Below are 24,082 nucleotides of genomic sequence, written 5' to 3'. Positions count from 1 at the left end.
GGCGCCTCCACGGTTTGCACACAAGTCGGGGGGCGGGGGGGGTCACTCCCCCGCCAGGGGGGAGCAGGCGAGGCGGGAGCCGGCGTCGAGGAGCCCGTCTCTGAGGGCGGGCGTGGGGGCCTCCGCGTAGACGCGGGCGGCGGGTAGCGTCCTGGACGGACGCACGAGCAACCAGGAATCGTCGTCGAACGCAAGGCGCAGACTGCCGGCGGAGTGCGAGACGGACACCGGGGTCCGACCCGCGACGCTTGCCGGGTTGAGGCCGGGCAGGATGTTTCGCAGCATCTGGATGTCGCCCGAGCCCATCCTGACGTCTCGGCGGGCGTACTCCATATGCCCCACCTCGCGCTCGAGGTCGTCCGAGATGGCCGACAGGGGCCTGCCGTCTGCGGCGACGAGCTCCGCGACCAGCGCGGCCACGACCAGGGGGTCTCTCTCGAGACCGACGGCCGGGATGGTGATGCCGCCCAGCGCGTCTCCGGCGCAGACCACGTCGCCTGCCGCCATCTCCTCGCGCATCCACATGTAGCCGGCGGGCGTGACCGTGAGGGGAAGACCCAGGCGCGCGGCCTGGCGCCGCACGATGGAGGACACGAAGATGGGCGCCACCATACGTCCGGTCATACTACGACCCCTCACGAGGTACTCCATGATGAGGGCCAGCATCTTGTGCGGGCTCACGAGCCTGCCCCCGTCGTCGACGAGCGCAAGCCTCTCGCCGGCGCCGTCGAGCGCAAACCCATAGGCGGCCCCGTTGTCGACGACCGCCTGCTCGCAGTCGTCGATCCAGGGCTCGACCACCTCGGGGTGCAGGCCGCCAAAGTCCTCCTCGTCACCATCGTGTATCTCTATGGTGCGGGCGCCAAGCGCGGAAAGCAGCCTTCTCGCATGGGAGCTCGTGGCCCCGTGCATGGGGTCGCAGACGACGAGCGGCGACGAGTCCGCGACGGCCTGGCCGCCGGCAAAGGCGGAGATACGCTCGAGGAGTGGGGTGACGATGTCGACGCGCTCGGCCCCGCCCCGCCTGTTTGGGAGCTCGGGCACGATGAGGGCCTCGAGCACATCGGTATCCGCCGGCGTGGCGGCAGAGCCGTCGGCCATCCTGACCCTTGCGCCTACGTAGTCCGCCGGCCGGTTGCCCGCGGTGAGCATGATGCCGCCGAACGCCGCCGGGTTGCGGCGCACCGCCTCGGAGAGGGCGGGCATAGGGCAGTGGGCATCCGAGACCAGCGCGCGGACCCCGTGGGCCGCGATGACCTCGCCCACCTCGGCGGCAAGGGCGACGGAGAGGGAGCGCGTGTCGTAGCCCACGTACACGGTGGATCCCGGCCGGCCCTCGTGGGCAAGCCGTCCCAGCGCATCGGCTATGCGAAGCAGGTCCTCGTCGGGAGAGCCGTCCTCGAGGCGAGAGACCCACGTGTCGCCCGTGAAGTTGATGACGCGCACGACGGGCAGACCTCCAAACATGAAAGAGGCCTCGCAGGGAGACGCGCTTCCTGCGAGGCCGTAATCGCGAACTGGGCGTGCTAGGCGATTCGGGCCCTAGCGGAGATACTTGATGGCAGGGCCGAGCGCCTCGATGAAGGCCTCGCGCGTGGCGGGATCCTCGAGGGCGGCGCGGGCGTTGACGCCAGCCCAGGCAGCGGGGGTACCGGTGTCACGACCCTCGTCAACGTCGACGACGAGCGCGTACATCTCCTCCTCCGCGAGCAGGCGCACCATGGCGTCGGTGAGCTGGATCTCGCCGCCGGCACCCGGGCCCTGCGTGGCCAGCAGCTGCATGACGCGCGGCGACAGCAGGTAGCGGCCCACGATGAACAGGCGGCTGGGGGCGTCCTCGGGGGCGGGCTTCTCGACGAGGTCGGTCAGACGCCAGACGGCACCAGGCTTCTCGGGGTCGCCCTCGCTCACGCACTCGCCAGCGATGATGCCGTAGCGCGAGACCTGGTCGGCGGGAACGGCGGCCACGGCGATGACCGAGGCGCCGTTGTGCTCGTCGGAGAGGGCCTTCATACGGCGGCACATGTCGAGGCCGGGCACGAAGTAGTCGCCGAGCAGGACCAGGAACGGCTCGTCGCCCGTCTCGGGGGCAGCCTGGAGGATGGCGTCACCGAGACCGAGCGCCTTGTTCTGGTACACGAAGCTGACGGGGAGCTCGCCGGCGTGCCGCACGGCATCGGCAAGCTTGGACTTGCCGCGCTCGTGAAGGGCCTGCTCCAGGGCCTCGTCACGCGTGAAGTGGTTGACGATGCCCGGCTTGTCGTGAGAGTTGATGATGACGACGCCATCAACGCCATCGACCGCGAGCGCCTCCTCCACGACGTGCTGGATGACGGGGATGCTCTGCACCGGCAGCAGCTCCTTGGGCGTTGCCTTGGTGACGGGCAGGAAGCGCGTGCCGAGACCGGCGGCTGGGATGATAGCCTTCACGTTGCTCCATTCGTCGATTCGATCGTGGGCCTTGCTTGCCCATTGCTTGCTGTGCATTCCAGATGGGATACTAGCGCCCGGGGCAGCAATTTCGAAACTTTACATAGAAAGACCGGTCTATCACGGCACTTGCGACAGACCGGTCTGGTTTGGCGGGCACGGAGGTGCTACTTCTCGCCGTCGATGACGACGCCCTGGCGCTCAAGGTAGGCCATGAGGCGCTGCGTGGTGTCGACCGAGAGTGCGTGTTCCATGATGCAGGCCTCGTCGTTGGCCACCTCGGGGTCGACACCGAGCTCGGTGCGCAGGAAGCTCCTGAGCATGCGATGGCGACGCCACACCTCGGCCGCATAGGTCTTGCCCGTTTCCGTGAGCTCGACGCGGCCGTAGCGCGTCTGGTCGACGTAGCCGCCCTCCTTGAGGGTGGTGAGCGCCTTGTTCACGCTGGCCTTGGAGACGCCGAGCAGCTCGGACACGTCGATCGAACGGACGGAGTCGTCTCCCGGATGGGCCAGCATGAGCCTGTAGATTGCCTCGAGGTAATCCTCGCCTGCGCTCGTGAGGGCGTGGCCCTCGTTCTTGCTCCTCATGGCTGCCTCCCGTTATTGCCGCCCATACCGCGCATCCTCACACATCGTACCCGGTGCGCGGAGAGAAGTTAACTTAATCTTACCCACCCAACGGGGTCTTCGCCCGCCTAGCGAAGCAGCGTCGCCGCGGCACACGCGAGTGCCATAGCCACGGCAAGCGTGACGACCACGGTGACAATGACCCGTCCCCTGCTGCGGCTGAGGACCATGCGGTCGTGGTAGGTGCCCGCGTTGCTTCGGCTGTAGCCGACGAAGCCCGTGTCGTCGGCCGCCTGCCGGCGGGGCCGCATCCAGCCCATGTTACTCGACGGACTCGTCGTCGGGGATGGTCTCGCGACGCACGTGGGCGCCGAGTCCCTCGAGCTTGTGCACGAAGTGCTCGTAGCCGCGCTCGATGTGGAAGATATTCGACACCGTGGTCTCGCCGTCGGCCACAAGGCCCGCGAGCACAAGCGACGCACCGCCGCGGAGCTCGGGCGACTTGACCTGCGCGCCCGAGAGCCGCTCGACGCCGCGCACGATGGCGTGGTGTCCCTCGATGCGGATGTCGGCACCCATGCGCGCGATCTCGCCGGCGAACATAAAGCGGTTCTCGAAGACGTTCTCGGTGATGATACACTGGCCGTCGGCAAGCGAGAGCATGGCCATGGCCTGCGCCTGCATGTCGGTGGGATAGCCCGGGAACGGCAGCGTCTGGATGTCGACGGAGTGGAGCCTCCCCTCGCGCCATGCGGTGCAGCCGTCCTCCTCGCGCTCGATGCCCACGCCCATGGCCTCGAACTTCTTGAGGACAAGGCCGAGGTGGCTGGGATCGAAGCCCGTGACGCGGACGGGACCGCCCGCGATGGCGCCGGCCACCAGGAAGGTGCCGGCCTCGATGCGGTCGCCCACCACGTGGTGCTTCACGGGATGGAGCTCGCCCACGCCCTCGATCTCGATGAGCGGGGTGCCCGCGCCGCGGATCTTGGCGCCCATCTCGTTGAGCATGTTGGCGAGGTCCACGATCTCGGGCTCGCGCGCGGCGTTGTCGATGACGGTGGTGCCCCTGGCGTGCACCGAGGCCATCATGAGGTTCTCGGTGGCACCGACGCTCGCGAACTCGAGCGTCACGGAGCTACCGATGATGCCGTTGGGCGCCGTGGCGTGGATGTTGCCATGTGTGACCTGGAAGTCGACGCCCAGGGCCTCGAGGCCGAGGATGTGCAGGTCGATCTTGCGGGCGCCGATGTTGCAGCCGCCCGGCATGGCCACCACGGCGCGGCCGAAGCGCGCGAGCAGGGGGCCGAGCACAGCCGTGGAGGCGCGCATCTTGGCGACGAGCTCGTAGGGGGTCTCCCACTTGTCGACTGAGGTGGTGTCGATGACGAGGGTATGCTCGTCGACGACGTCGATCGTGGCGCCGAGGCGCTTGAGCACCTTGCCCATCACGTGGACATCCGAGATGTTGGGGACGTTGGTGAGCGTAGTGACGCCCGGGGCCATGATGGTCGCTGCCATGAGCTTGAGCGCGGAGTTCTTGGCTCCGCCCACGTGTACCTCTCCCGAGATGGGATGGCCACCCTCGACCTTGATGACGTCCATGCAACCTCCGTGCAAATGCTGCGGCCGCCATGGGGCCACCGCTATGAAACGATGGGCGCCCTCTCGGACGCCCATCACCGGTAATCCAGCTCTTAATTGTAGACGAGACCGCCTAGTTGGCGTTAGCGGAGACGCCGGACTCCTTCACAAGAAGGTCGCACCAACGAATCTTCTCGTCAAAGTAGGCGCGGCCATGGTCGTCCTTCGGCAGCGCGTCGCGCTGGGAGACCGCCGTGGCTCGCGTGCGCTGGACCGTCTCGACGTCGATGTCGTCGATGTTGCGCGCGTGCGTGGCCAGGACGATGAGCACGTCGTTCGCGACCTCGGCGTAGCCGCCCATGATCACGACGCGGCGCTGCTCGCCCCCGGGCAGGTTGATGCGCATGACGCCGTCACCCAGGGCGCTGATCTCGGCACCGTGCTTGGGGTAGATTCCCAGCTCGCCGGCACGCGCCGCGAGGATGACGCTCGTGGCCTCGCCCTCGTACAGAAGCTTGTCCGGGCGAACGATCTGGCAGGTGAGCGTATCCATGGGCTATTTCGCCGCCGAGGCGGTGGCACCCGCCGACTTGGCCTTGAGCTGCTCGGCCTTGGCGCGGACGTCATCGATGGTGCCGGCATAGCGGAAGCACTGCTCCGGAATGTCGTCGCACTCGCCGTCGACGATGGCCGCGAACGAGCGGACCGTATCCTCGACCTTGATGTAGACGCCCTTGTTGCCGGTGAAGCGCTCGGCCACGTGGAACGACTGCGACAGGAACTGCTGCAGCTTGCGGGCGCGGGCAACGGTGAGGCGCTGCTCCTCGGAGAGCTCGTCGACGCCCAGGATCGCGATGATGTCCTGGAGGTCGGAGTACTCCTGCAGGATCTCCTGGACCTTCATTGCCACGCGGTAGTGCTCCTCGCCGACGACCGAGGGGTCGAGGGCGTCAGAGGAGGACGCGAGCGGGTCGATGGCCGGGTAGAGGCCGAGCGAGGCGATGTTACGCGAGAGCACCGTGGTGGCGTCGAGGTGCGTGAACGTCGTCGCGGGGGCCGGGTCGGTGAGGTCGTCGGCGGGGACGTAGACGGCCTGGACCGAGGTGATCGAGCCCTCCTTGGTGGAGGTGATGCGCTCCTGCAGGTCGCCCATCTCGGTTGCCAGCGTGGGCTGGTAGCCAACGGCGGACGGCATGCGGCCGAGAAGTGCGGAGACCTCGGAGCCGGCCTGCGAGAAGCGGAAGATGTTGTCGATGAACAGCAGCACGTCCTGGCCTTGGTCACGGAAGTACTCGGCCGTGGTGAGACCGGCGAGGCCCACGCGCATACGGGCTCCAGGCGGCTCGTTCATCTGTCCGTAGACCAGGCAGGTCTTGTCGATGACGCCGGACTCGCTCATCTCGAGGTACATGTCGGTGCCCTCGCGGGTGCGCTCGCCGACGCCGGTGAACACGGAGGTGCCGTTGTGCTCGAGGGCGAGGTTGTTGATGAGCTCCTGGATGAGCACCGTCTTGCCCACGCCGGCGCCGCCGAACAGGCCCGTCTTGCCGCCACGGATGTAGGGCTCGAGCAGGTCGATGGCCTTGATGCCGGTCTCGAAGACCTCGGTGGTGGTGGTCAGGTCGGCGAACGCGGGCGCCGGGCGATGAATCGGGTAGAGCTCCATGCCCTCGGGCATGGGCTTGCCGTCGACCGGCTTGCCCAGGACGCCCCAGACGCGCCCCCCGGTCTGCGGGCCGACGGGCATCATCATGGGCTCGCCGGTGTCGTGCGCCCTGATGCCGCGCTGCAGGCCGTCGGTGGAGGCCATGGCGACCGTGCGGACGACGCCGCCGGGCAGCTGGCTCTCGACCTCGAGGATGTTCTCCAGGTGGCCAACCGGCGTGTCGGCACTGACCGTCAGTGCCGTGTAGATGGGCGGAACGGGCCCATCGAAGCGGACGTCGACGACTGGGCCCACGATGCGCACGATGGTGCCGTCGCCGACACTCTCGTGCTTGTAGGGCTCCTTCTCGGTGGGTCTCGCCACCGGGGTCGCCTCAGTCGGCTGCGTGGTGTTCTCAGCCATTAGTTGTCCTCCAATGCGGACGCTCCGCCGATGATCTCGTTGAGCTCCGTGGTGATGGAGCCCTGGCGGATGCGGTTGTACGTGCGGTTCAGCGTGGTGATGGCCTCGTTGGCGTTGTCCGTCGCGGCCTTCATCGCGCGGCGGCGCGCGCCGTGCTCGGCGGCGGCCGAGTCGAGCAGCGCGTGGTGGATGACCGTGCGGATGTAGGCGGGCATCAGGTAGCCGAGCACCTTCGCGGGAGAGGGATCGAACAGAAAGTCCGTGTACTCCTTGGGCTCCACCCTGTCGAGGCTCTCGCGCGTGCGCGGGGCGGCCGGGACCGCCATGGTGGCCTGGTCGATTGGCAGCAGCTGCTCGTCGACGACCTCCTGCTGGACGCGGTTGCGCGCGTGGTTGTACACGATATCGACGCGGTCGAAGCCGCCGGAGACGTAGCCGTCAACCACGTAGGACGCGATGCGCATGGCCTCGTCTGTCGTCGGCTCGGAAGAGATGCCCGTGAACGAGAGCACCGGCTTGATGCCGCGGTAGCGGAAGTAGTCGGTGGGCTTGGTGCCGCACGTGATGACCTCCGCGCGCTTGCCGGCCGCCCGTAGCTTCCTGATGCGGGACTCGACGTCGCGCTGGAGCGTGATGTTGAAGCCGCCAGCCAGGCCGCGGTCGGACGCGATGAGGATGAACAGCACGCCGTCCTCGCTCTCGTGCACCTGCAGCAGCGGCTGCTGGGCGCTCGAGGAGTCGGAGCTGGCCACCTCGGCGAGCATGCGCTTGATGGCGTCCTTGTACGGAGCCGCGCTGCTCGCGCGCTCGAGCGCCTCGCCCACGCGCGCCGTCGAGACCATCTCCATGGTGCGGGTGATCTGGCGGGTGTTGGTGATCGAGTCTATGCGGCGGCTGAGGTCCCTGAGGTTCGACATGACTCGCCTACTTCTCCGCGCCGTCGGCGCTGGACTTGGTCTCGGCCAGGAAGCGGCCCTTGTAGGAGGTGATGGCCGCCTCGAGCTCCTTGGTCATGTCGGCGTCGAGCTTGCTCACGCGCATCTTGTCGCGAAGGTCGTGGCAGGTGGTCTGGAGGAAGTCGACGAGGCCCGCGCGGAACGGCAGGATCTGGTCGACGTCCAGGTCGTCCATGAAGCCGTGGCTGCCGGCGTAGATGACCGCGATCTGGTCGGCCACGTCGAGGGCGGCATAGCGGCCCTGCTTGAGCAGCTCAGTCATGCGGGCGCCACGGGCCAGCTGGTTGCGGGTGGCCTCGTCGAGGTCACTGCCGAACTGTGCGAAACTCTGCATCTCACGGTAGTTCGCCAGGTCGAGTCGGAGGTTGCCGGCAACCTGCTTCATGCCCTTGACCTGCGCCGCGCCACCGACTCGCGACACCGAGATGCCCACGTCCACTGCCGGGCGCTGACCCTGGAAGAACAGGTCGCCCTGCAGGTAGATCTGGCCGTCGGTGATCGAGATGACGTTGGTGGGAATGTAGGCCGAGACGTCACCCTCCTGCGTCTCGATGATCGGGAGCGCCGTGAGGGAGCCGGAGCCCTTCTCCTCGTTGAGCTTGCAGGCGCGCTCGAGCAGACGAGAGTGCAGGTAGAAGATGTCGCCAGGGTAGGCCTCGCGTCCAGGCGGACGGTGCAGCGTAAGCGACATCTGACGGTAGGCCACGGCCTGCTTGGACAGGTCGTCGTACACGCACAGCACGTGTCCGCCGGGGTTGTCCTTGCCGGCGGGCTGGCCGTCCTTGCCGGTGTACATGAAGAACTCGCCGATGGCGGCACCGGCCATTGGTGCGATGTACTGCATAGGCGCCGAGGCAGATGCCGGGGCGGCGACGATGACCGTGCGGTCGAGCGCGCCGTGGACCTCGAGCGTGTGCTTGATGGCGGCGATGGTGGACGCCTTCTGGCCGATGGCCACGTAGACGCACACCATGTCGGTGTTCTTCTGGTTGATGATCGTGTCGATCGCGATGGCGGTCTTGCCCGTCTTGCGGTCGCCGATGATGAGCTCGCGCTGGCCGCGGCCGATGGGGATCATGGCGTCGATGGCCATGAGGCCCGTGTGGACCGGCTCGCACACCGGCGAGCGGTCGATGATGCCCGGGGCCTTGAACTCGATGGGGCGACGCGCGGTGGTCTCGATGGGACCGTTGCCGTCGATGGGCTGGCCCAGCGGGTCAACGACGCGGCCAAGCATGCCGCGACCCACCGGAATGTCCATGACTCGGCCAGTGGTGCGGCACTCGTCGCCCTCCTTGATGGCGTCCACGTTGCCGAACAGCACGGCACCGACCTCGTCGGAGTCGAGGTTCTGGGCAAGGCCGTAGACGTGCTCGCCCGTGAGCGCGCTCGTGAACTCGAGCAGCTCGCCGGCCATGGCGCTCTTGAGGCCCTGGACGTAGGCGATGCCATCGCCGATCTCGACGACGTTCGACACCTCGCGCGTGTCCACGGCCGCCGTCAGGCTTCCCAGGCGCTCGCGGAGCACGTCCTCGATGGTGGACGCGTCAATCATTCCCGTCATTACTTTCCGTCACCTCCGACGGTTGGTTTGGAGAGAACCTCTCGCATGTTCTGGAGTTGCGTGCGTACCGAGGCGTCGCGGATGTCGTCACCAACGGAGACGATGAGCCCGCCGATGATGGCAGGGTCGACATGCTCCACGACGTACACGGGACGGCCGAGCTCGGCCTGCATCTTGCGCATGATGTCCGCGCAGAGCTTGCCGTCGAGCGGGAAGGCGGTCGTGACGTCGAGGAGCGCCGTCTTGCCGCGCTCGCCCACGATCTGGGCGAGCTTCGCCGCGATCTGCGGCAGGAGCCTGCGGTCGCTTCCCGTGCCGATGACCCCAAGCAGGCCCATGACCTCGGGGGTCATGACGACCAGATTCCTGAGGTCTGCCAGGACGCGCGCCTCGTGGTGCTCGTTGCGCTCCGCCTCGTCGAGCGTCTTGGCGATCGTCGTGGCCTCGGAGGCCTCGAGGGCGGTATCGCCCTTGCAAAGGCGCTCGTAGGCCGTGATGACGCCGGGCAGGACGTCGCCCTTGCCCATCTGGGCCAGGACGAGCACCGTGGTCTGCACCTCGGAGACGCTCTTGGCCACGCAGTCGAGCGCGTGGAGCGCCTGGGCCTCGGTGCCGACCTTGCTCGAGAACTCGAAGAGCGTGTTGGCGTAGATCTCGACCTTGTGGCGGATGATGCGGCTAGCGGGCATTGAAGCCACCGACCTCGTCGAGATACTTCTCCACGAGCTTGCGCTGCCCCTCGGTGTCGAGGTTCTTGTCGATGATCTTTGCCGCCGCGTTCACCGAGACGTCCGCGATGGTGCTGGTGAGGTCGACCATGGCGGCGCGACGCTCGCTCTCGACCGTGGCACGGCCGCGGGCGACGATGTCGCCGGCCTGCTTGTTGGCCTCCTCGACGATGCGCTCCCGGGCCTTCTTGGCCGTGGTGCGGGCCTCGTCGATGATGGCGTCGGCGTCGCGCTGGGCGCCTGCCAGCTTGGCCTCGTAGCTCGAGAGCTGCTCCTGGGCCTGCTTCTTGGCCTGCTCGGCGGCCTCGATGTCACCGGAGATCTTGGCCTCGCGGGCCTCCATGTTCGCCAGGATCTTGGGCCAGGCAAACTTTGCCAGGACCACCCAGATGATGAGGAAGCCCAGAAGTGCCGGGACGAACTCTCCCACCTTGGGGATGAGCAGGTCGGCACCGGAGACCGACTCCTCGGCCAGGGCGGCCGTGGGCACGAGCGCGGAGGCAACGAGCGCCGCCGACACGGAGCCGGCGAGCCTTGCGGCTATGCTCTTGTTCACCTTCATGCATGCCTCCTGCATGGTTTCGTTGGGCGTGCCCAAGCTACCTGACGATGAGGGCCACGACGAAGCCGATGAGGGCCAGGGCCTCGACGAATGCAGAGGCAAGGATGAAGATGGTGAAGAGGTTACCCTTGACCTCCGGCTGACGCGCCATGGCGCTGGCGCAGCCGAAGGCGGCCATCCCGATACCGAGACCGGCTCCAAGGACGCCGATGGCGTAAGCGATGTTAGGCATTGTTCCTCCTTTGACGGTGCCCGCCTTCCTGAGCGGGCGTGGCCCTCCGGGCCATATTGCCTATCTGTACTCGGGACTCTCGCCCCGGAGATACCTCACGTTGGTGGCCGGCGGCCTAGTCGTTCTCCGCCAGCTGGACGTAGACGCTCGAGAGCAGCGCGAAGACGTAGGCCTGGATGACGGCCACGAGCATCTCCACGGCGTAGATGATGATGAGGATGAGCTCCCATGCGATGGACATGGTCGCGAGCGAGGCGGCGCCGGCGGCAATCTGGCCGAAGAACAGCGACGCCATGATGGCGAAGGTGCCCAGCACCACGTGGCCGGCGAACATGTTGCAGAAGAGTCGGACGGCCAGCGTGACGAGGCGCAGGAACGTCGAGAAGACCTCGATGACCCACACGACGAGGTTGATCGGGAATGAGACGCCCTTGGGGGCCAGGCTCTTGATGTAGCCCCGGACGCCCTTCTTCTGGATGCCGATGTAGATGAAGTAGACGAACGACCAGGTGGCCACCGCGCCGGTGACGGCGATGGAGCCCGTGCCCGGCTTGGCGCCCGGGATGAGGCCGAACAGGTCGTTGATGAGGACGAAGAAGAAGACCGTGGCGATGAACGGGAAGTGCTTCTTCCAAGTGTCGCCCACGGTACCCTTGAGGACGTTGTCGCGCACGTACTCGACGAGGAACTCGACACCGTTCACGAAGACCCCGTGCGGCACGAGGCTCTTGCCCTGCTGCTTGACGAAGCGGAACAGCACCAGGCACAGGACGATGATGGCGACGACCATCCAGAAGGTGTACTGGGAGATACCGAAGACCGACAAATCACCCGCCACGGGATGTGAGACGAACCCGGCGATGAGCTCGTTGACCAATCCTGGCAGCTGCGCGACCAGACTATCCATACCGCCCCTTTCCACACTCGGCTTAGATACCCACTTGCCGGGGTCGTAAACGGGGGTAGAGGGGTCGTCACGTCAGCATGTATGCACGCACTGACTCGATCGACCAGACCAGGACCAGCGTTACGGCAAGGGCGATGCCGCAGGCCCGGAAGGAGTCTGCGAGCAGCAGGTACGCCGCAAAGAGCAAGACCGAGCTGATGGCGAAGGAGATGAGGACGCCGAGGAGACCCTTTGCTATCGTCGCGCGCTCGTCATGCCTGAGGCCCAGCTCCAGGGACCAGACAAGCGGAAAGGCACCGAACAGTGCGATTGCGACGCCCGCGATGGCGGCTAGCAGTGTTTCCACGACGGCTCCCGTTGCTCCCAACCAAAAGCCGAGAGCGTAGTTTACACCTCACTATTGGCCCGTCAACGGTATATTCGCCGATTTGGCACGCCGCTTACGAACGAATAAGAATATGCCCACGACAGGTCCTTTCCTGTGCAGACATGTCGTGGGCGGCAGGTATCTCTCTGTGAGCGGTGCCGGGGCTTGGCCGGGCCATGCAAGGCAGCCGGCCGGCGTGGCTACTTGGTGCCGAAGATGCGGTCGCCCGCGTCTCCCAGGCCCGGGAGGATGTAGGCGTTCTCGTTGAGCTCGCGGTCGAGCGCGCAGGTGAACAGGCGCACGTCCGGGTCGAACTCGAGGACGGTCTTGATGCCCTCGGGCGCGGCCACCAGCACGAGCAGGCGGATGTCGGCAACGCCGGCATCGCGCAGGTACTTGATGGCCGCCGTGGCCGAGCCGCCGGTGGCGAGCATCGGGTCGACGATGAGGCAGGTGCGGTGCTTCACGTCGGGCGGGAGCTTGCAGTAGTACTCGTGCGGCTCGTGGGTCTCGGGGTCGCGGTACATGCCCACGTGGCCCACGCGCGCGGCGGGGATGAGGTCGAGGATGCCGTCGACCATGCCGAGGCCGGCGCGCAGGATCGGGATGATGGCGACCTTCTTGCCGGCGATGCGCTGGCAGGCGGTGACCTCGAGCGGGGTCTTCACCTGGACGGGCTCGAGGGGGAAGTCGCGCGTGGCCTCGTAGCCCTCGAACAGGGCGAGCTCGCGCACGAGGTCGCGGAACTGCTTGGTGCCGGTCTGCTCGTCGCGAAGGATTCCCACCTTGTGCTGGACCATCGGGTGGTCGACGAGCGTCACGCGGGCGCGCTCGTCGGGCGTGAGGCCGATGGTGTCGAGGGTGTTCATGGGTGCTCCCATCTGTGTCATGAGTACGGGGACGCCGGGGGGGGGTGCTGCCGGGCGCGGCGCCGTCCCCTTCCCCGCGGCGCGTCCGACGAGATGCCCTGGGGCTAGCGCTCGTCCTCGCGCATGATCTTCTCGACGCGCCCGCAGTGGCGGCCGCCGCCGAACTCGGTGGTGAGGAAGGTCTTCACGAACTCGCAGTTGTCCATGGGCGCGGTGAAGCGGCCGGAGAGGCAGAGCACGTTGCAGTCGTTATGCTCGCGGCAGAGCTCGGCAAACTTGTTGGTCTGCACGACGGTGGCGCGCACGCCCGGCACCTTGTCGGCCGTCATGGCCATGCCGATGCCCGTGCCGCAGATGAGGATGCCGCGGTCGGCCGTACCCTCGGAGACGCGGCGGGCCACCTTGTCGGCGTAGTCGGGGTAGTCGCAGCGCTCGGCGGTCTCGGGGCCGAGGTCCTCCACCTCGTGGCCGAGGCTGCGAACGAAGTCGACGATGACGTCCTTCTGGCAGAAGCCGGCGTGGTCTGAGGCGACAACGATGTGCATGGGCGCTCCTTTGCTTGGGTACGCAGTCATGTCCAAAGCGTACCGCACCTGCGAGGCCACGCCTGTACAAAACATGGGCGGGACCGAGAAAACTCTCGACCCCGCCCTCGATGTGCTTGGGAGACAAACCGGAACGTCTGCTCGCAACCTAGTCGCCATTGCCCGGCTGCCGTACCGTGTCAAACAATAGAAGTACACTTTGCCAAAGGATGCCAATGGGGAGAACGAGCTTAGCTAATCCTATCACCATATCGTTTAGAGAAAACCACGCATTTTCCAGCGCCCTCCCCATCTCTGCTAAGCCAAGCTCATATAGCATGTGCTCCGGATACAGCACCATCTCAAAGAAGAAGCTTGTGTAACAAAACAAGAAGTACAGCGCAAAGAAGACGAGCAGTCTGCAGATTAGCGCTTTCCGTCCAGGCGTCATGTCACATCACCTTGAAAGTCGTTGACGCATTGTAGGATTTTCGGGCATACCAGGTAGATGTCGATGAGCCACTTATTGAAAACCCTAAATTTGTTAGAAGCTTAAAGCTAAAACCAGCTGTGTTGGAGCTTTTTACTTCAATGACGCCATTGAAATCAACTTTCAAAGCTACGACTGGGAAGCCTTGCTGTGTATTGTAATAGGTCCCAAAGGTATTCAGAGTGTAAGAACCAGATCCCCCGCCACTGTGATGGCATTCATATACGTAATCTATCTGGGCCCACGAATGGTCCGAAGTGACTCGAACCCTCGCGGAAACCGTAGCAATAATGCTCTTTCCTTCGCCAGAGGCCAGCACAACATCCTTCTGCAGCGTGGTGTCGTACGTGCGTTGCGCACGCGTACCGGTGGTGCTTCGCCTCATGGCATTCACCATATTAAGCGGCAGCTCAGGAATCTCACGAACCACCTCGAGAGTCTCTCCTGACTCTCGGTCTAGCACCCGTGCCTCAAAGGAGTTCTCGGCGAGATTCTCCTCATAAACAATCGTTACATCAGCTGCCTCATAGTCGCTTTCTAAGTCAAAGCTCGGAAGAGCGATTATGGCTTTAGATTCGACGGCATGGGCAGGAATCGAGCCCAATAGGAAAGCTAGGACACTTAAAAGAAGAGAGAGTAGAAGCCTTCTGCGCATGACTATCCTCCTCTATAGCTGCTTTTCCAAGAGGGTGACAGAGGACTAAGTTGGTCTCACTTTTGTTTAAGACGTTTCATGAGACCTCCCCACATTTTGCTTCTTCTAGTTCCTCTTCAACTATCAGTTGGAAGAACTTATGGAAATCAAGCAGTTGATACAACGTCAAAAAATAGAACGCATGATGAAAGTACATAAGGAAATGCGAGGGTTAGACCGATACAGAGAACAGCCCAAAGAGTATAAATACCATGACCCTTATGATGACTGGATATTTCGTCAGCTTGCGGATATAGACAACAGAAACAACATTCCCGACACTTCTCCACAAGTAGACTTCAATGAAGCAGACTATGAAGATTATCTAAAGGCGAAATGGAACAGAGGTCTTTAATTTTCCTCTTGCATGGAAGAGGAAGAAAGAAAAAGTGTGTATTTTTCAAGACAGAAAAATGTCAAGGGGGTGTGCTGATTTTTGTTGTGGCGGATATATGGAACTGTTATAATATGGATATGTTTAAATTACGTTATAAGCAAGAATATTCTGCTGATTTGTCAAAAAACATCATTGCAACTGCCAGTTGACATATTTCCATATCTAAATGGTGGCTATGCAACTGATAATATTGCTAAAATTACACCATGAAAGAAAGTACACCATGAAAGAAAGGAGTGTTAGCTAATGAATATGGCAGACAGAATACAACATTTAAGGAAATCAAAAGGAATATCACAAGAGGAACTTGCGGATAAAGTTGGAGTTTCAAGGCAGGCTGTTTCCAAATGGGAAAGTGAACAAAGTACGCCTGACTTAGAAAAAATAATTATAATGAGTGATTTTTTTGGAGTAACAACTGACTATATCCTAAAGGGAATTGAACCAGTAGCAGACAAAGAACAAAAAAAATAAAGAGCTTACGAGTAAGGTACTTTATATATCATCAACAGCTTTTGTTGCTATTGGGCTGTTTTGTGCATTTGGTAATTGGTATGCAGAACAAACAATGGAAGCAGTTTGGGGTTCAATGATTATTCAAGCTATAGGGATTGTTGGTTATTTTATAGCGAGAATACTATCGGAAGAAAAATCCCCCTTTTATGTAAATTGGCTTAATATAATCGGAGTTGCTTTTATGCCTATTTTTATGATTACAGGATATATTTCAGGATTGGTTTTCAAACTAGAAGGGGGGATTGCACCTTATCCGATAGGAATATATCATACTTTAGTTTTCGTGTTAGTATTCTTTGTAGTTGTGATTGCAAGCTATATTATTCTAAAGAAACAAACAAAATAGTGATTACCTTTATTTTGCAAAAGCAGTTAGTCTTAGGATTGACTGCTTATTAATAAAAGACACCACTTCAATGTGTCAATGGTGTCTTTTTAGTGCTATTTTATCGTCATATCAAGGCTCGTTCAATCGTGGTATATTCGTGGTAAAATGAGTGTTTTTCTATACTTCGAAATGCTTGAAAGTGTAATATTTATAGGGATAATCAAAAATCAGATATAAAGTTTTTATCAAATAATGTAAAAAGGGAACTTCGCCGAACGGTACAAAACCAAGGGGGAGCGGCGCTCTTGCGCCGCTACTCCCCCGTGGCGATGGCTCCCTCGCGGATGATGCGGGGTTCGGGGCCCGTGGTGTCCACGATGGTGCTTGCGACACCACCCGGGGTGGGGCCTGCGGCAAGCGTGAGGTCGGCCTCATCCGCGATGCGTCGCTCGATGTCGTCGGAGCTTGCCGGCGAGGGCATGCCATGCGTGTTCGCGCTGGTAACGGCCAGGGGGCCCACGCGCCGCGCCAGCTCGCGCACGAGCGGTGAGTCGGGCACGCGCAGGGCGACGGTGCCCTCCCTCTGATAGTCCGCCGGCACCTCGTCGCTCGCTCGGACCACGAGCGTGAGGGCCCCCGGCCAGAAGCGGGCGGCAAGCTCGCGGGCGTAGGCGGGCACCTGGGTCGCCAGACGGTCGAGGTCCGCGGGATCTGCGATGAGCAGGGGCAGGGTCTGGGCGCGGTTCCTGTGCTTGATGTCGAAGATGCGCAGGTGCCCGGGATTGCCCGGCGTGGCGGCGGCGCCGATTCCGTACACGGAGTCGGTGGGCATCACGACCACGCCGCCCGCACGCAACACCGCCTCGGCGTCATCGAGGGCCTCGGGGGCAGGACTCTGCTGGTCACAGGGCACGATGCGGCCGGCAGGTTCGCGCTTGGGCGCGGCTGCCGGCAGCTCGCCCTCGCGCACGGCCACGAGGAAGCGGGGCCGATGCGTGAGGTCCTCGTGGACCTCGACGGACTTCCATCCGCCCTGGGCACGGGCAAGCTCGGCCGCGGCATCGAGCGCGTCCTCGTGCAGCTCCACAGCCAGCATGCCGCCAGGCACAAGCGCGGAGGGCGCGACGTCGAGCAAGCGTCGATAGAAGTCGAGCCCGTCCGGGCCGCCGGCAAGCGCGAGCGCCGGCTCGAAGTCGGCAACCTCGGTCGGGAGTCTCCTCATGACGTCATCGGGAATGTAGGGCGGGTTGGACACGAGCACGGCGAAGGCGCCCATGAGCTCGGCGGGGACGCCGGAGGCGAGGTCGCACTCGATGACGTCGACGGCATCGGAAAGACCCAGGGCGTCGCGGTTCTCGCGCGCGAGGGCCACGGCTGCGGGACTGACGTCCGTCGTCGTAACGCGCGTGCCGGGTCGCTCGCTCGCGATCGAGCACGAGACGCAGCCGGTGCCGCAGCCGATCTCGAGCACTCGGACCTGGGGCAGCCCCTTGGCGGCATCGACACCCTGAAGGGCCGCGTCCACCAGAAGCTCGGTCTCCGGACGCGGGATGAGCACGCCCGGGCGGCACGTCACGTCCACGAAGCGAAACGTGGTCTTACCCGTGACGTACTGCAGTGGCTCGCCGGCGGCGCGGCGCTGCACGAAGCCGCGCATACGCGCGAGCTCGTCTTGCGAGAGCGACTCGTCGTAGGCCATGTAGAGGCCCGTGCGGTCCTTGCCCGTCGCGGCCGAGAGCAGCCACTCCGCAGAGAGGCGCGCGTGGGCGTCGCCCTTGCGCTCCAGGTAGCCGCGGGTCCAGTCGAGGCAGCGCTTGATGGTCCAGGTCTCCTGTGCGGTCATGGCCCCTCCAAGGTTCGTGTCGGTCGACACATCGGCATGCGGCGCCGGGCGTCCCATCGACAGCGGTCAGGGCCTCTATGGTAGATGGGCGCGAGCGCCAAGTGAGCGTGCGGAACAACTAGATTATTGCGCACAGGATTAGGCGCGCTGTGCTCGCGCCCGACGCGGGCGGCTGGGAGGCGCCTACCCTGGGCGAGCGCGCCACACACCCCCAAAACGCAGGCACCACGCATCTGCGGATTTGCGCGCGGCAAATGCGTAGATGCGTGGTGCCAGTAAGCGAGCAAACAGCCGCCCGCAAGCGCGACGTCAAAGACCCGCAGCCTACACGGCCTTGGCGAGCTTCTCCGCGCGGTCCGCGGCGGCGAGGGCGTCGATGATCTGGCCCAGGCCGTCGCCGTTGAGCACGCCGTTATAGGTGCCGTTGAAGCCGATACGGTGGTCGGTCACGCGGTCCTGCGGCTGGTTGTACGTGCGGATCTTCTCCGAGCGGTTGCCGTGGCCGATCTGCGAGAGGCGCTCGGCGCTCTGCTCGGCCTGCTGCTTCTCGAGCTCCTGCTCGTAGAGGCGGGCGCGCAGCATCTGCATGCAGACCTCGCGGTTCTGAATCTGGCTGCGCTGGTCCTGCGACTGCACCACGGTGTTGGTGGGCAGGTGCGTGATGCGCACGGCCGAGTACGTGGTGTTGACGCACTGGCCGCCGGGGCCGCTCGCGCAGTAGGTGTCGATGCGCAGGTCGGACGGGTCGATCTGGATGTCGATCTCGTCGGCCTCGGGCATGACGGCGACGGTGGCCGTAGAGGTCTGGATGCGGCCCTGGCTCTCGGTCTTGGGGATGCGCTGCACGCGGTGCACGCCGCTCTCGTACTTCATGACGGAGTAAACGCGGTCGCCCAGCACCTTGAACTCGATGGTCTTGAAGCCGCCGGCCTCGCCGGGACTGCTCGAGAGCAGCTCGGTCTTCCAGCCCTTGGACTCCACGAAGCGCTCGTACATCTTGGAGAGGTCGCCCGCGAAGATCGCCGCCTCGTCACCGCCCACGCCGGCGCGGATCTCGACGATGGTGTCCTTGTCGTCGTTGGGGTCGCCGGGAATGAGCATGAACTTGATGTCATCCTCGAGCTTGGGGAGCTTGGCCTCGTTGTCGGAGATGTCGGCCTGGAGCATCTCCTTCTCGTCGGAGTCTGAGGTCTCGCGCAGCATCTCCTTGGCGGCCTCGATGTCGTCGAGGGCCTGGAGGTACTCGCGGGCGGCCGCCACGAGGTCCGCCTGGTTGGAGTGCTCCTTGGCGAGGCGCGTGTACTCCTTCTGGTCGGACATGACCGCGGGGTCAGAGAGCTTCTTCTCGAGCTCCTCGTAGGCGGCGATGAGTTTCTCTAGCTTGTCGCGCATGATGCTCCTTGCATGGCAGGCGGGCGATGGGCCGCGACGGGCCTCGTACCTCGGTGACCGCCAAAATGTGTCTAAGCTCTCAGATGTTACCACCTTGGGCGCGATTCCATACGGCCGCCACGGGGAAGAATACGGGGAACAGGCGGGCGACAGGGCGCGCGGCGAGAGAGCCGGCGCGGGCCGTGCGGACGAGGCGCCAAGCCAGCCCACCGGCGAAAGACGCGCGATGGGACGAGAAGGAGGGGCCATGGCCACCATGCTCGACTACCTCGACTGGCGAGGCGACCTCACGCTGGCGCAGGACCCGTTCAACGAGGTGGACAGCCTCGTGCTCTGCCAGCTCTCGTACTGCGACCTCAAGGGCATCGTGCCCGCGCCAGGCGAGCGCGGGTCCGTCTCGGTTGCCACGGCGGCCAGGCGCTTCGACGAGGCGCACGCCCAGGAGGCCACGGCACCCGACGCCGTCGGCGGCTTCTCGCCGCTCACGCCCGAGCCGCTCCGCCGCATGGCCGCCTCGAGGCGCTTTCGCCACGCGACGCTCTCGCGCTACGACGAGCGCCTCGACGATGAGATGGGCGAGCAGTTCGCAGCCATCTGCGTGCGGCTGGACGACAAGAGCACCTACGTCGCCTTTCGTGGGACCGACGACACGTTCACCGGCTGGCGCGAGGACTTCTCGATGAGCTTCACGGTAGTGGGCTCGCAGGAGCGGGCACTGGCCTACCTCGAGGCCGTGCGGCGCTCGGTGCGCGGGCCGCTGCGCGTGGGCGGCCACTCCAAGGGCGGCAACCTCGCCGTCTTCGCGGCGGCGCGCTCGGGCTGGGCCACGCAGCGGCGCATCGTCGACGTGTGGTGCCACGACGGCCCCGGCTTCGTGGACAGCACACTCGACGTCCGGGCGCTCGAGGCCATCGAGCCACGCATCCACCGCTTCGTGCCGGAGTTCTGCGTGGTGGGCCAGATGCTGGGCCTGCGCGGGAAGCCGGCGGTGGTGGCCTCCGCCACGTCGGCGATCATGCAGCACAGTGCCCTCAACTGGCAGGTCATGGGCAACCGCTTCGTGCGCCGTCCCGCCATCGACGAGGGTGCGCTGCGGTTTGGGAAGGTCTTCAACGAGGCCGTGAGCAGCCACGACCCCGCCTGGCGGCAGCGCTTCACCGACGCCTTCTTCGCGGCACTCTCCGCCGGCGGCTCGTCCACGACGGAGGTGTTCGCGGGGGCACCGGGCTCGTACATGCGCATCGCCCGGGCCTACTCGGACATGGAGCCGGACATCAGGGAGGCCGCCAACCAGGTGTTGGGGTCGCTCTTTGGCGAGTCGTTCGCAAAGGCGCTGGCGGCGTCGGGCGGGCCCGTGGGCTCGGCCCTGGCGGGCCTTTTGGGCCCGCGCGGCGCAAGCGAGGACGGGCGCCCGGAGCCGTAGCGCCGGACGCCCGTCGGGGCGGTAGTTATCCCGGAGCCTGGAGCCGCCTACTCGCAGCAGGACTCGCCCGCCGAGAGGCCGGCCTCCTCCTCGCGCTGGCGCACACAGCGAAGCGCCGCGATGGCACACTCGAGCATCCACTCGTCGGGCACGCGCGTGGTGAGCCGCTGCATCTGGAGGCCCGGCCACAGCACGACGCGCACGAGGGGGTTCTCGGGGTGAGACCCAGCCCACCTGACCGTGACCTCGTAGGACACGCCCGCCACGAGCGGCAGCAGGACGATGCGCGTGAGCAGCACGAACGCCGCGCGGGCCACACCCGAAAGCGCAAGCTCGTCTGCCCAGGCAGCCACCGGCACGAAGGTGTTCACCACGATGGCCACGAGCATCGTCATGATGAGGAACGCCGTGCCGCAGCGCACGTGCAGGCGCGAGAACCTTGCCGCGTTGGCCGGCGTAAGCGACAGGCCGTGCTCGAAGCAGTGGATGGTGAGGTGCTCGGCCCCGTGGTAGCCAAAGACGCGCGCCATCTCGGGCATGCGGCCGATTCCCCAGATGTAGGCCACGAAGATGACGATGCGCAGCGCCGCCTCCACCACGTTCCAGGCGACGGCATTGCTCGCGGTGTACTCGCCCACCAGCAGGTTGGAGACGGCAACGGGTACCGCCATGAACAGCACGATGCCAAGCGCCACGCCCGCCACCACCGAGAGCACCGTGAGGACGGACTGCGGGTCATGGCCGTCGGAGGAGTCCGAGTCGGCAGAATCCGTGTCGACCGCGTGCCCGGGGTCGCCCTCTGCGTCATAGGCGTGGTCGGCCGCGATGACCATGGCCTTGTAGGAGAGGACCATCGACTCGAAGAACGATATGCAGCCGCGCACGATAGGCACGCGGCGCCACACGGACGGATGGTCCGCCCCGGGAACCTCGTGCTCCTCGAGGTAGATGCGGCCGCTCGGCTCGCGCACGGCAACGGCCCAGCTCAGCCGTCCGCGCATCATCACGCCCTCGGTGAGCGCCGAGCCCCCGATGTGTGTGCGGAACAGCTCGCCCTCCTCGGCGATGCCCTCGTCCCTCGTCCGTGCCATAGGCTACGCCCTCCCGTGCCCGTGCGTCGCGCGCGGCTGTCGATAATGGGTACCCTACTACAACGTCAGTCGGCTCAAGACAGGAGGAGCCATGCCCAAGAAGCCTGAGCCGCTCGTCATCGACAGGCACTATCGCTACACCCTGAGCTCGTACGAGCCGGTGAGCATAACGGTCACCGTCCCCCACCTCACCGACGACGAGGTGGCCTACGGCGTCGCCGGCGTGCTGGCCGAGAGCGGCCTTGCCGACGGCGAGATCGCGAGCGACGCCTGGGTGCGCGAGCACGTGAGCGGCGTCTCGAGCGTAGACGAGCTGCGCCAGGCCGTGCGCGCGCAGCTCGAGGCGCTCAACTCCCGCTCTGCCGACGCCTCCAAGCCCGCCCTCTGCGCCGAGCAGCTGGCCACGCGCCTCGAGCAGGACGTGCCCGCCTCCGCGGTAGCCGAGGTGCGCGCGGCCCTCATAGATGACCTCAAGGCCCAGGTGGGGCAGGCCGGCATCAGCCTGGACGATGCGCTTGCGGGCATGGGCGTGCCTGCGGGCACGCTCGAGTCGATGCTCGACGGCCAGGCGCGCGCCGAGGCCGAGAAGGACGCCGCGCTCGACGCCATGGCCGACAAGCTAGGCATCACCGTGGACGAGACCGAGCTTCCCGGCCTCCTTGGGTTCTCACCCAAGGCGACGCAGGAGCTGGTTGCCCAGGCGCGCGCCCACGGAGGGCTTGACCAGGTGCTTCGGCACGCGCGGCGCAAGAAGGCGTCGGATTCCGTGGTGAGCGCATGCTCGTGCACCTACCGGCACGAGAGCGCCGAGGAGGCAGAGCGCCGCGTCAGGATGGCGCAGGAACGGAGGGCCGGCTGGACGATGCCCGGCGAGGCGACCCCGCAGGAGCCCGACCGGCCCAAGCCTGCCCAGGACGGCCCCAGGCCCGACAGTCGCTCGCACCTCAAGCTGGTGTAGGGGCGCCGCCGGGTGCGCGCCCACCCATCACCCTCGTAACAAAAAAGAGGCCCCGCACCACGACGTCTTCGCGGTGCGGGGCCTCCCCACTTCCATGACAGAGGGGCTACTCGGCAGCGGCCTCGGTCTCGGCGGGAGCGGCGGCCTCCTCGGCAGGAGCAGCCTCCTCCGCGGGAGCCTCGGCGGCCTTCTTGGCGGCCTCGGCAGCGGCCTTCTTCGCGAACTCGGCGGCACGCTTGGCCTTCTCGGCGGCCTTGGCCTCGCGCTCGGCCTTCTTGGCGGCAGCGGCCTCGGCGGCCTTCTTCTCGCGCTCGAGCTTGGCGGCCTTGGCCTTCTCGAGCTGGGCAGCGGCGGCGCCACCGAACTTGTCGGAGAAGCGCTGGACGCGTCCACCGGTGTCGACGAGCTTCTGCTGGCCGGTGTAGAACGGGTGGCACTTGTCGCACAGGTCGACGGTCAGCTCAGAGACCGTGGAACGGGTGACCCAGGTGTTACCGCAGGTGCAGCGCACGGTGCAGAGACCGTACTCGGGGTGGATACCCTTCTTCATGGCAGGACTCCTCTTTGGTTCGTGCCTGGTTTCCGACCAGGCCATGGGTGTTCCCCGGCATGGTGACCGGGGCTGTCCTGGTTTCCGACCAGGACGATTAAGCTTTTGAATGATAGCATGTCCCGTGTGAAAGTCACGGGATAATCACAGGCCGGCCCACGAGCGGGCCATGCCGCGGCGCGGCGCGGCGCAGACACGGGAGCCCCGGATGATCCTCTCCATCGACGTGGGAAACACGCAGACCACCATCGGCCTCATCGAGGACGGCGAGGTACGCCACCGCTGGCGGCTCAAGACCGACCGCGACGACACCTCCGACGAGCTGCACGCACGCCTGCGCGACTTCCTGGGCCTGCGCGACCTGTCGCTTGGCTTCGTGGACGCGGCGGCGGTGGCCAGCGTGGTGCCCGTCCTCACGACCATGTGGCGCATCGCGCTGGAGGACGCGCTGGGCGAGACGCCCTTCCTGGTGCGCGGCGGCCGCGACTGCTGCATGCCCATCGCCATGCCCTACCCCGAGCAGGTGGGCGCCGACCGCATCGCCAACGCCGTGGAGGCGCGCGACACCTACGGGGCACCCGCAATCGTGGTGGACTTTGGCACGGCCACGAACATCGACGTCGTGGACGGGTCGGGGCGCTACCGCGGCGGCTGCATCGCCCCGGGCCTCATGCTCTCGGCCTCGGCGCTCTTCGCACACGCGGCCAAGCTCGCGAGCACGCCCATCGAGGTGCCGCCCGCGGCCATTGGCGACACCACCGAGCACGCCATCCAGTCGGGCCTCGTGCTGGGCGTGGCCGCGCAGGCCGAGGGGCTCGTGGCGCGCATAAGGTCGCAGCTTGCCGAGGAGGCGGACGACATCGAGGCCCGCACCGCGGCGCTCACCTGCCCCGTCATCGCAACGGGCGGCCTGTCGCGCATCATCGGCACCGCCACCGACGTCTTCGACGAGGTGGACATGAACCTCACCCTGCGCGGCATCTGGCGCATCTGGCAGCACCACAACGCCTGATGGGTCATGTGGGGACGTGTTCGTTTTGCAC

The 24,082-nt window shown here is 65.1% G+C and carries 27 protein-coding genes and 1 pseudogene; 6 read left to right on the top strand and 22 right to left on the bottom strand.

Translation table 11 applies throughout. The features are described 5' to 3' along the window. Nucleotides 1-42: 42 nt before the first annotated feature. The 18 genes from EFAMC1_RS00615 to EFAMC1_RS00530 form a co-directional block, all read right to left on the bottom strand. Nucleotides 43-1,467, bottom strand: a complete 1,425-nt coding sequence (locus tag EFAMC1_RS00615) for a phosphoglucomutase/phosphomannomutase family protein (protein WP_154052411.1) — start codon at nt 1,465-1,467, stop codon at nt 43-45. Nucleotides 1,468-1,542: 75 nt separating this feature from the next. Then, a complete protein-coding gene (locus tag EFAMC1_RS00610; protein WP_154052410.1) occupies nt 1,543-2,430 on the bottom strand; it encodes a UTP--glucose-1-phosphate uridylyltransferase in 888 nt (295 codons plus the stop codon). A gap of 167 nt (nt 2,431-2,597) precedes the next feature. Further along, a complete protein-coding gene (locus tag EFAMC1_RS00605; RefSeq protein WP_154052409.1) occupies nt 2,598-3,020 on the bottom strand; it encodes a metal-dependent transcriptional regulator in 423 nt (140 codons plus the stop codon). A gap of 107 nt (nt 3,021-3,127) precedes the next feature. After that, nucleotides 3,128-3,319: a hypothetical protein gene (locus EFAMC1_RS00600; protein ID WP_154052408.1), complete on the bottom strand. Its 192-nt coding sequence runs from the start codon at nt 3,317-3,319 to the stop codon at nt 3,128-3,130. Between the two features lies 1 nt (nt 3,320). Continuing rightward, the gene (gene murA / locus EFAMC1_RS00595; RefSeq protein ID WP_154052407.1) at nt 3,321-4,601 is read right to left on the bottom strand and encodes a UDP-N-acetylglucosamine 1-carboxyvinyltransferase; all 1,281 of its coding nucleotides are present in this window, start codon (nt 4,599-4,601) and stop codon (nt 3,321-3,323) included. A gap of 112 nt (nt 4,602-4,713) precedes the next feature. Further along, nucleotides 4,714-5,133, bottom strand: coding sequence for an ATP synthase F1 subunit epsilon (atpC, locus tag EFAMC1_RS00590; RefSeq protein WP_154052406.1), 420 nt, complete (start codon nt 5,131-5,133; stop codon nt 4,714-4,716). A 3-nt stretch (nt 5,134-5,136) separates the two neighbouring features. Beyond that, a complete protein-coding gene (atpD, locus tag EFAMC1_RS00585; protein WP_154052405.1) occupies nt 5,137-6,648 on the bottom strand; it encodes a F0F1 ATP synthase subunit beta in 1,512 nt (503 codons plus the stop codon). Then, on the bottom strand, nt 6,648-7,565 hold the full coding sequence (gene atpG / locus EFAMC1_RS00580) for an ATP synthase F1 subunit gamma (RefSeq protein ID WP_154052404.1): 918 nt from the start codon (nt 7,563-7,565) through the stop codon (nt 6,648-6,650). The genes atpD and atpG overlap by 1 nt, the downstream gene beginning before the upstream one ends. Nucleotides 7,566-7,572: 7 nt before the next feature. Next, nucleotides 7,573-9,168, bottom strand: coding sequence for a F0F1 ATP synthase subunit alpha (atpA, locus tag EFAMC1_RS00575; protein ID WP_154052403.1), 1,596 nt, complete (start codon nt 9,166-9,168; stop codon nt 7,573-7,575). Continuing rightward, complete coding sequence (locus EFAMC1_RS00570) at nt 9,168-9,857, bottom strand: FoF1 ATP synthase subunit delta (protein WP_154052402.1); 690 nt, start codon at nt 9,855-9,857, stop codon at nt 9,168-9,170. Before EFAMC1_RS00570 ends, atpA begins: the two co-directional genes overlap by 1 nt. After that, nucleotides 9,847-10,458 carry a F0F1 ATP synthase subunit B gene (gene atpF, locus EFAMC1_RS00565; RefSeq protein ID WP_154052401.1) on the bottom strand — a complete coding sequence of 204 codons (612 nt, stop codon included), beginning with the start codon at nt 10,456-10,458 and terminating at the stop codon, nt 9,847-9,849. The genes EFAMC1_RS00570 and atpF overlap by 11 nt, the downstream gene beginning before the upstream one ends. Nucleotides 10,459-10,495: 37 nt before the next feature. Next, nucleotides 10,496-10,690 (bottom strand): ATP synthase F0 subunit C, encoded by a 195-nt coding sequence (locus EFAMC1_RS00560; RefSeq protein WP_154052400.1) that lies wholly within the window; start codon nt 10,688-10,690, stop codon nt 10,496-10,498. A 115-nt stretch (nt 10,691-10,805) separates the two neighbouring features. Further along, nucleotides 10,806-11,597 carry a F0F1 ATP synthase subunit A gene (atpB, locus tag EFAMC1_RS00555; protein ID WP_154052399.1) on the bottom strand — a complete coding sequence of 264 codons (792 nt, stop codon included), beginning with the start codon at nt 11,595-11,597 and terminating at the stop codon, nt 10,806-10,808. 67 nt (nt 11,598-11,664) lie between these two features. Beyond that, nucleotides 11,665-11,943, bottom strand: a complete 279-nt coding sequence (locus tag EFAMC1_RS00550) for a hypothetical protein (RefSeq protein ID WP_154052398.1) — start codon at nt 11,941-11,943, stop codon at nt 11,665-11,667. Between the two features lie 221 nt (nt 11,944-12,164). Next, nucleotides 12,165-12,833, bottom strand: a complete 669-nt coding sequence (upp, locus tag EFAMC1_RS00545) for a uracil phosphoribosyltransferase (RefSeq protein ID WP_154052397.1) — start codon at nt 12,831-12,833, stop codon at nt 12,165-12,167. Between the two features lie 104 nt (nt 12,834-12,937). After that, the gene (rpiB, locus tag EFAMC1_RS00540) at nt 12,938-13,378 is read right to left on the bottom strand and encodes a ribose 5-phosphate isomerase B (protein WP_154052396.1); all 441 of its coding nucleotides are present in this window, start codon (nt 13,376-13,378) and stop codon (nt 12,938-12,940) included. 148 nt (nt 13,379-13,526) lie between these two features. Continuing rightward, the gene (locus tag EFAMC1_RS00535) at nt 13,527-13,808 is read right to left on the bottom strand and encodes a hypothetical protein (RefSeq protein ID WP_154052395.1); all 282 of its coding nucleotides are present in this window, start codon (nt 13,806-13,808) and stop codon (nt 13,527-13,529) included. 1 nt (nt 13,809) lies between these two features. Continuing rightward, the gene (locus EFAMC1_RS00530) at nt 13,810-14,502 is read right to left on the bottom strand and encodes a hypothetical protein (RefSeq protein ID WP_154052394.1); all 693 of its coding nucleotides are present in this window, start codon (nt 14,500-14,502) and stop codon (nt 13,810-13,812) included. A 124-nt stretch (nt 14,503-14,626) separates the two neighbouring features. Here EFAMC1_RS00530 and EFAMC1_RS00525 point away from each other — a divergent pair. The 3 genes and pseudogenes from EFAMC1_RS00525 to EFAMC1_RS11070 all read left to right on the top strand — a co-directional run. Beyond that, nucleotides 14,627-14,896 (top strand): annotated as a pseudogene (locus EFAMC1_RS00525) (transcriptional regulator); the annotation flags it as partial. A gap of 288 nt (nt 14,897-15,184) precedes the next feature. Then, nucleotides 15,185-15,412, top strand: a complete 228-nt coding sequence (locus EFAMC1_RS11075) for a helix-turn-helix domain-containing protein (RefSeq protein ID WP_261981694.1) — start codon at nt 15,185-15,187, stop codon at nt 15,410-15,412. Nucleotides 15,413-15,506: 94 nt separating this feature from the next. Next, the gene (locus EFAMC1_RS11070; protein WP_261981693.1) at nt 15,507-15,800 is read left to right on the top strand and encodes a hypothetical protein; all 294 of its coding nucleotides are present in this window, start codon (nt 15,507-15,509) and stop codon (nt 15,798-15,800) included. Between the two features lie 295 nt (nt 15,801-16,095). On the opposite strand, the gene prmC is transcribed toward EFAMC1_RS11070, so the two are convergent. After that, the gene (prmC, locus tag EFAMC1_RS11330) at nt 16,096-17,625 is read right to left on the bottom strand and encodes a peptide chain release factor N(5)-glutamine methyltransferase (RefSeq protein WP_154052393.1); all 1,530 of its coding nucleotides are present in this window, start codon (nt 17,623-17,625) and stop codon (nt 16,096-16,098) included. Nucleotides 17,626-17,949: 324 nt separating this feature from the next. Next, the gene (gene prfA, locus EFAMC1_RS00510) at nt 17,950-19,017 is read right to left on the bottom strand and encodes a peptide chain release factor 1 (RefSeq protein ID WP_154052392.1); all 1,068 of its coding nucleotides are present in this window, start codon (nt 19,015-19,017) and stop codon (nt 17,950-17,952) included. 247 nt (nt 19,018-19,264) lie between these two features. On the opposite strand from prfA, the gene EFAMC1_RS00505 reads away from it, so the two are divergent. Further along, nucleotides 19,265-20,440, top strand: a complete 1,176-nt coding sequence (locus EFAMC1_RS00505; RefSeq protein ID WP_187324468.1) for an Mbeg1-like protein — start codon at nt 19,265-19,267, stop codon at nt 20,438-20,440. A 47-nt stretch (nt 20,441-20,487) separates the two neighbouring features. On the opposite strand, the gene EFAMC1_RS00500 is transcribed toward EFAMC1_RS00505, so the two are convergent. After that, entirely contained in the window at nt 20,488-21,531 is a 1,044-nt protein-coding gene (locus EFAMC1_RS00500; protein WP_154052390.1) for a DUF1385 domain-containing protein, read from the bottom strand. Nucleotides 21,532-21,622: 91 nt separating this feature from the next. Between EFAMC1_RS00500 and EFAMC1_RS00495 the strand changes: the two genes are divergently transcribed. Further along, nucleotides 21,623-22,489 carry a hypothetical protein gene (locus EFAMC1_RS00495; protein WP_154052389.1) on the top strand — a complete coding sequence of 289 codons (867 nt, stop codon included), beginning with the start codon at nt 21,623-21,625 and terminating at the stop codon, nt 22,487-22,489. A 106-nt stretch (nt 22,490-22,595) separates the two neighbouring features. On the opposite strand, the gene rpmE is transcribed toward EFAMC1_RS00495, so the two are convergent. Continuing rightward, complete coding sequence (rpmE, locus tag EFAMC1_RS00490) at nt 22,596-23,039, bottom strand: 50S ribosomal protein L31 (RefSeq protein ID WP_154052388.1); 444 nt, start codon at nt 23,037-23,039, stop codon at nt 22,596-22,598. Between the two features lie 208 nt (nt 23,040-23,247). Here rpmE and EFAMC1_RS00485 point away from each other — a divergent pair, with 208 nt between their 5' ends. After that, nucleotides 23,248-24,051, top strand: coding sequence for a type III pantothenate kinase (locus EFAMC1_RS00485; RefSeq protein WP_154052387.1), 804 nt, complete (start codon nt 23,248-23,250; stop codon nt 24,049-24,051). Nucleotides 24,052-24,082: the final 31 nt, after the last annotated feature.

This window comes from Olsenella uli (assembly GCF_901212675.1).
GTDB lineage: Bacteria > Actinomycetota > Coriobacteriia > Coriobacteriales > Atopobiaceae > Parolsenella > Parolsenella uli_B.
Note: the sequence above shows the minus strand (reverse complement) of the source record. Positions and strands in the feature narration are given on the sequence as shown.

Bases quoted from the DNA above. Each gene is read 5' to 3' on its own strand.
- EFAMC1_RS00505 (WP_187324468.1), top strand. From the start codon at position 19,265: ATGGCCACCATGCTCGACTACCTCGACTGGCGAGGCGACCTCACGCTG.
- EFAMC1_RS00570 (WP_154052402.1), bottom strand. From the start codon at position 9,857: ATGCCCGCTAGCCGCATCATCCGCCACAAGGTCGAGATCTACGCCAAC.
- atpA (WP_154052403.1), bottom strand. From the start codon at position 9,168: ATGACGGGAATGATTGACGCGTCCACCATCGAGGACGTGCTCCGCGAG.
- EFAMC1_RS11075 (WP_261981694.1), top strand. From the start codon at position 15,185: ATGAATATGGCAGACAGAATACAACATTTAAGGAAATCAAAAGGAATA.
- atpG (WP_154052404.1), bottom strand. From the start codon at position 7,565: ATGTCGAACCTCAGGGACCTCAGCCGCCGCATAGACTCGATCACCAAC.
- EFAMC1_RS00500 (WP_154052390.1), bottom strand. From the start codon at position 21,531: ATGGCACGGACGAGGGACGAGGGCATCGCCGAGGAGGGCGAGCTGTTC.
- atpC (WP_154052406.1), bottom strand. From the start codon at position 5,133: ATGGATACGCTCACCTGCCAGATCGTTCGCCCGGACAAGCTTCTGTAC.
- prfA (WP_154052392.1), bottom strand. From the start codon at position 19,017: ATGCGCGACAAGCTAGAGAAACTCATCGCCGCCTACGAGGAGCTCGAG.
- murA (WP_154052407.1), bottom strand. From the start codon at position 4,601: ATGGACGTCATCAAGGTCGAGGGTGGCCATCCCATCTCGGGAGAGGTA.
- EFAMC1_RS00600 (WP_154052408.1), bottom strand. From the start codon at position 3,319: ATGGGCTGGATGCGGCCCCGCCGGCAGGCGGCCGACGACACGGGCTTC.
- atpD (WP_154052405.1), bottom strand. From the start codon at position 6,648: ATGGCTGAGAACACCACGCAGCCGACTGAGGCGACCCCGGTGGCGAGA.
- EFAMC1_RS00560 (WP_154052400.1), bottom strand. From the start codon at position 10,690: ATGCCTAACATCGCTTACGCCATCGGCGTCCTTGGAGCCGGTCTCGGT.
- EFAMC1_RS00535 (WP_154052395.1), bottom strand. From the start codon at position 13,808: ATGACGCCTGGACGGAAAGCGCTAATCTGCAGACTGCTCGTCTTCTTT.
- rpiB (WP_154052396.1), bottom strand. From the start codon at position 13,378: ATGCACATCGTTGTCGCCTCAGACCACGCCGGCTTCTGCCAGAAGGAC.
- atpB (WP_154052399.1), bottom strand. From the start codon at position 11,597: ATGGATAGTCTGGTCGCGCAGCTGCCAGGATTGGTCAACGAGCTCATC.
- upp (WP_154052397.1), bottom strand. From the start codon at position 12,833: ATGAACACCCTCGACACCATCGGCCTCACGCCCGACGAGCGCGCCCGC.
- EFAMC1_RS00495 (WP_154052389.1), top strand. From the start codon at position 21,623: ATGCCCAAGAAGCCTGAGCCGCTCGTCATCGACAGGCACTATCGCTAC.
- atpF (WP_154052401.1), bottom strand. From the start codon at position 10,458: ATGAAGGTGAACAAGAGCATAGCCGCAAGGCTCGCCGGCTCCGTGTCG.
- EFAMC1_RS00530 (WP_154052394.1), bottom strand. From the start codon at position 14,502: ATGCGCAGAAGGCTTCTACTCTCTCTTCTTTTAAGTGTCCTAGCTTTC.
- EFAMC1_RS00615 (WP_154052411.1), bottom strand. From the start codon at position 1,467: ATGTTTGGAGGTCTGCCCGTCGTGCGCGTCATCAACTTCACGGGCGAC.
- prmC (WP_154052393.1), bottom strand. From the start codon at position 17,625: ATGACCGCACAGGAGACCTGGACCATCAAGCGCTGCCTCGACTGGACC.
- rpmE (WP_154052388.1), bottom strand. From the start codon at position 23,039: ATGAAGAAGGGTATCCACCCCGAGTACGGTCTCTGCACCGTGCGCTGC.
- EFAMC1_RS00485 (WP_154052387.1), top strand. From the start codon at position 23,248: ATGATCCTCTCCATCGACGTGGGAAACACGCAGACCACCATCGGCCTC.
- EFAMC1_RS00605 (WP_154052409.1), bottom strand. From the start codon at position 3,020: ATGAGGAGCAAGAACGAGGGCCACGCCCTCACGAGCGCAGGCGAGGAT.
- EFAMC1_RS11070 (WP_261981693.1), top strand. From the start codon at position 15,507: ATGGAAGCAGTTTGGGGTTCAATGATTATTCAAGCTATAGGGATTGTT.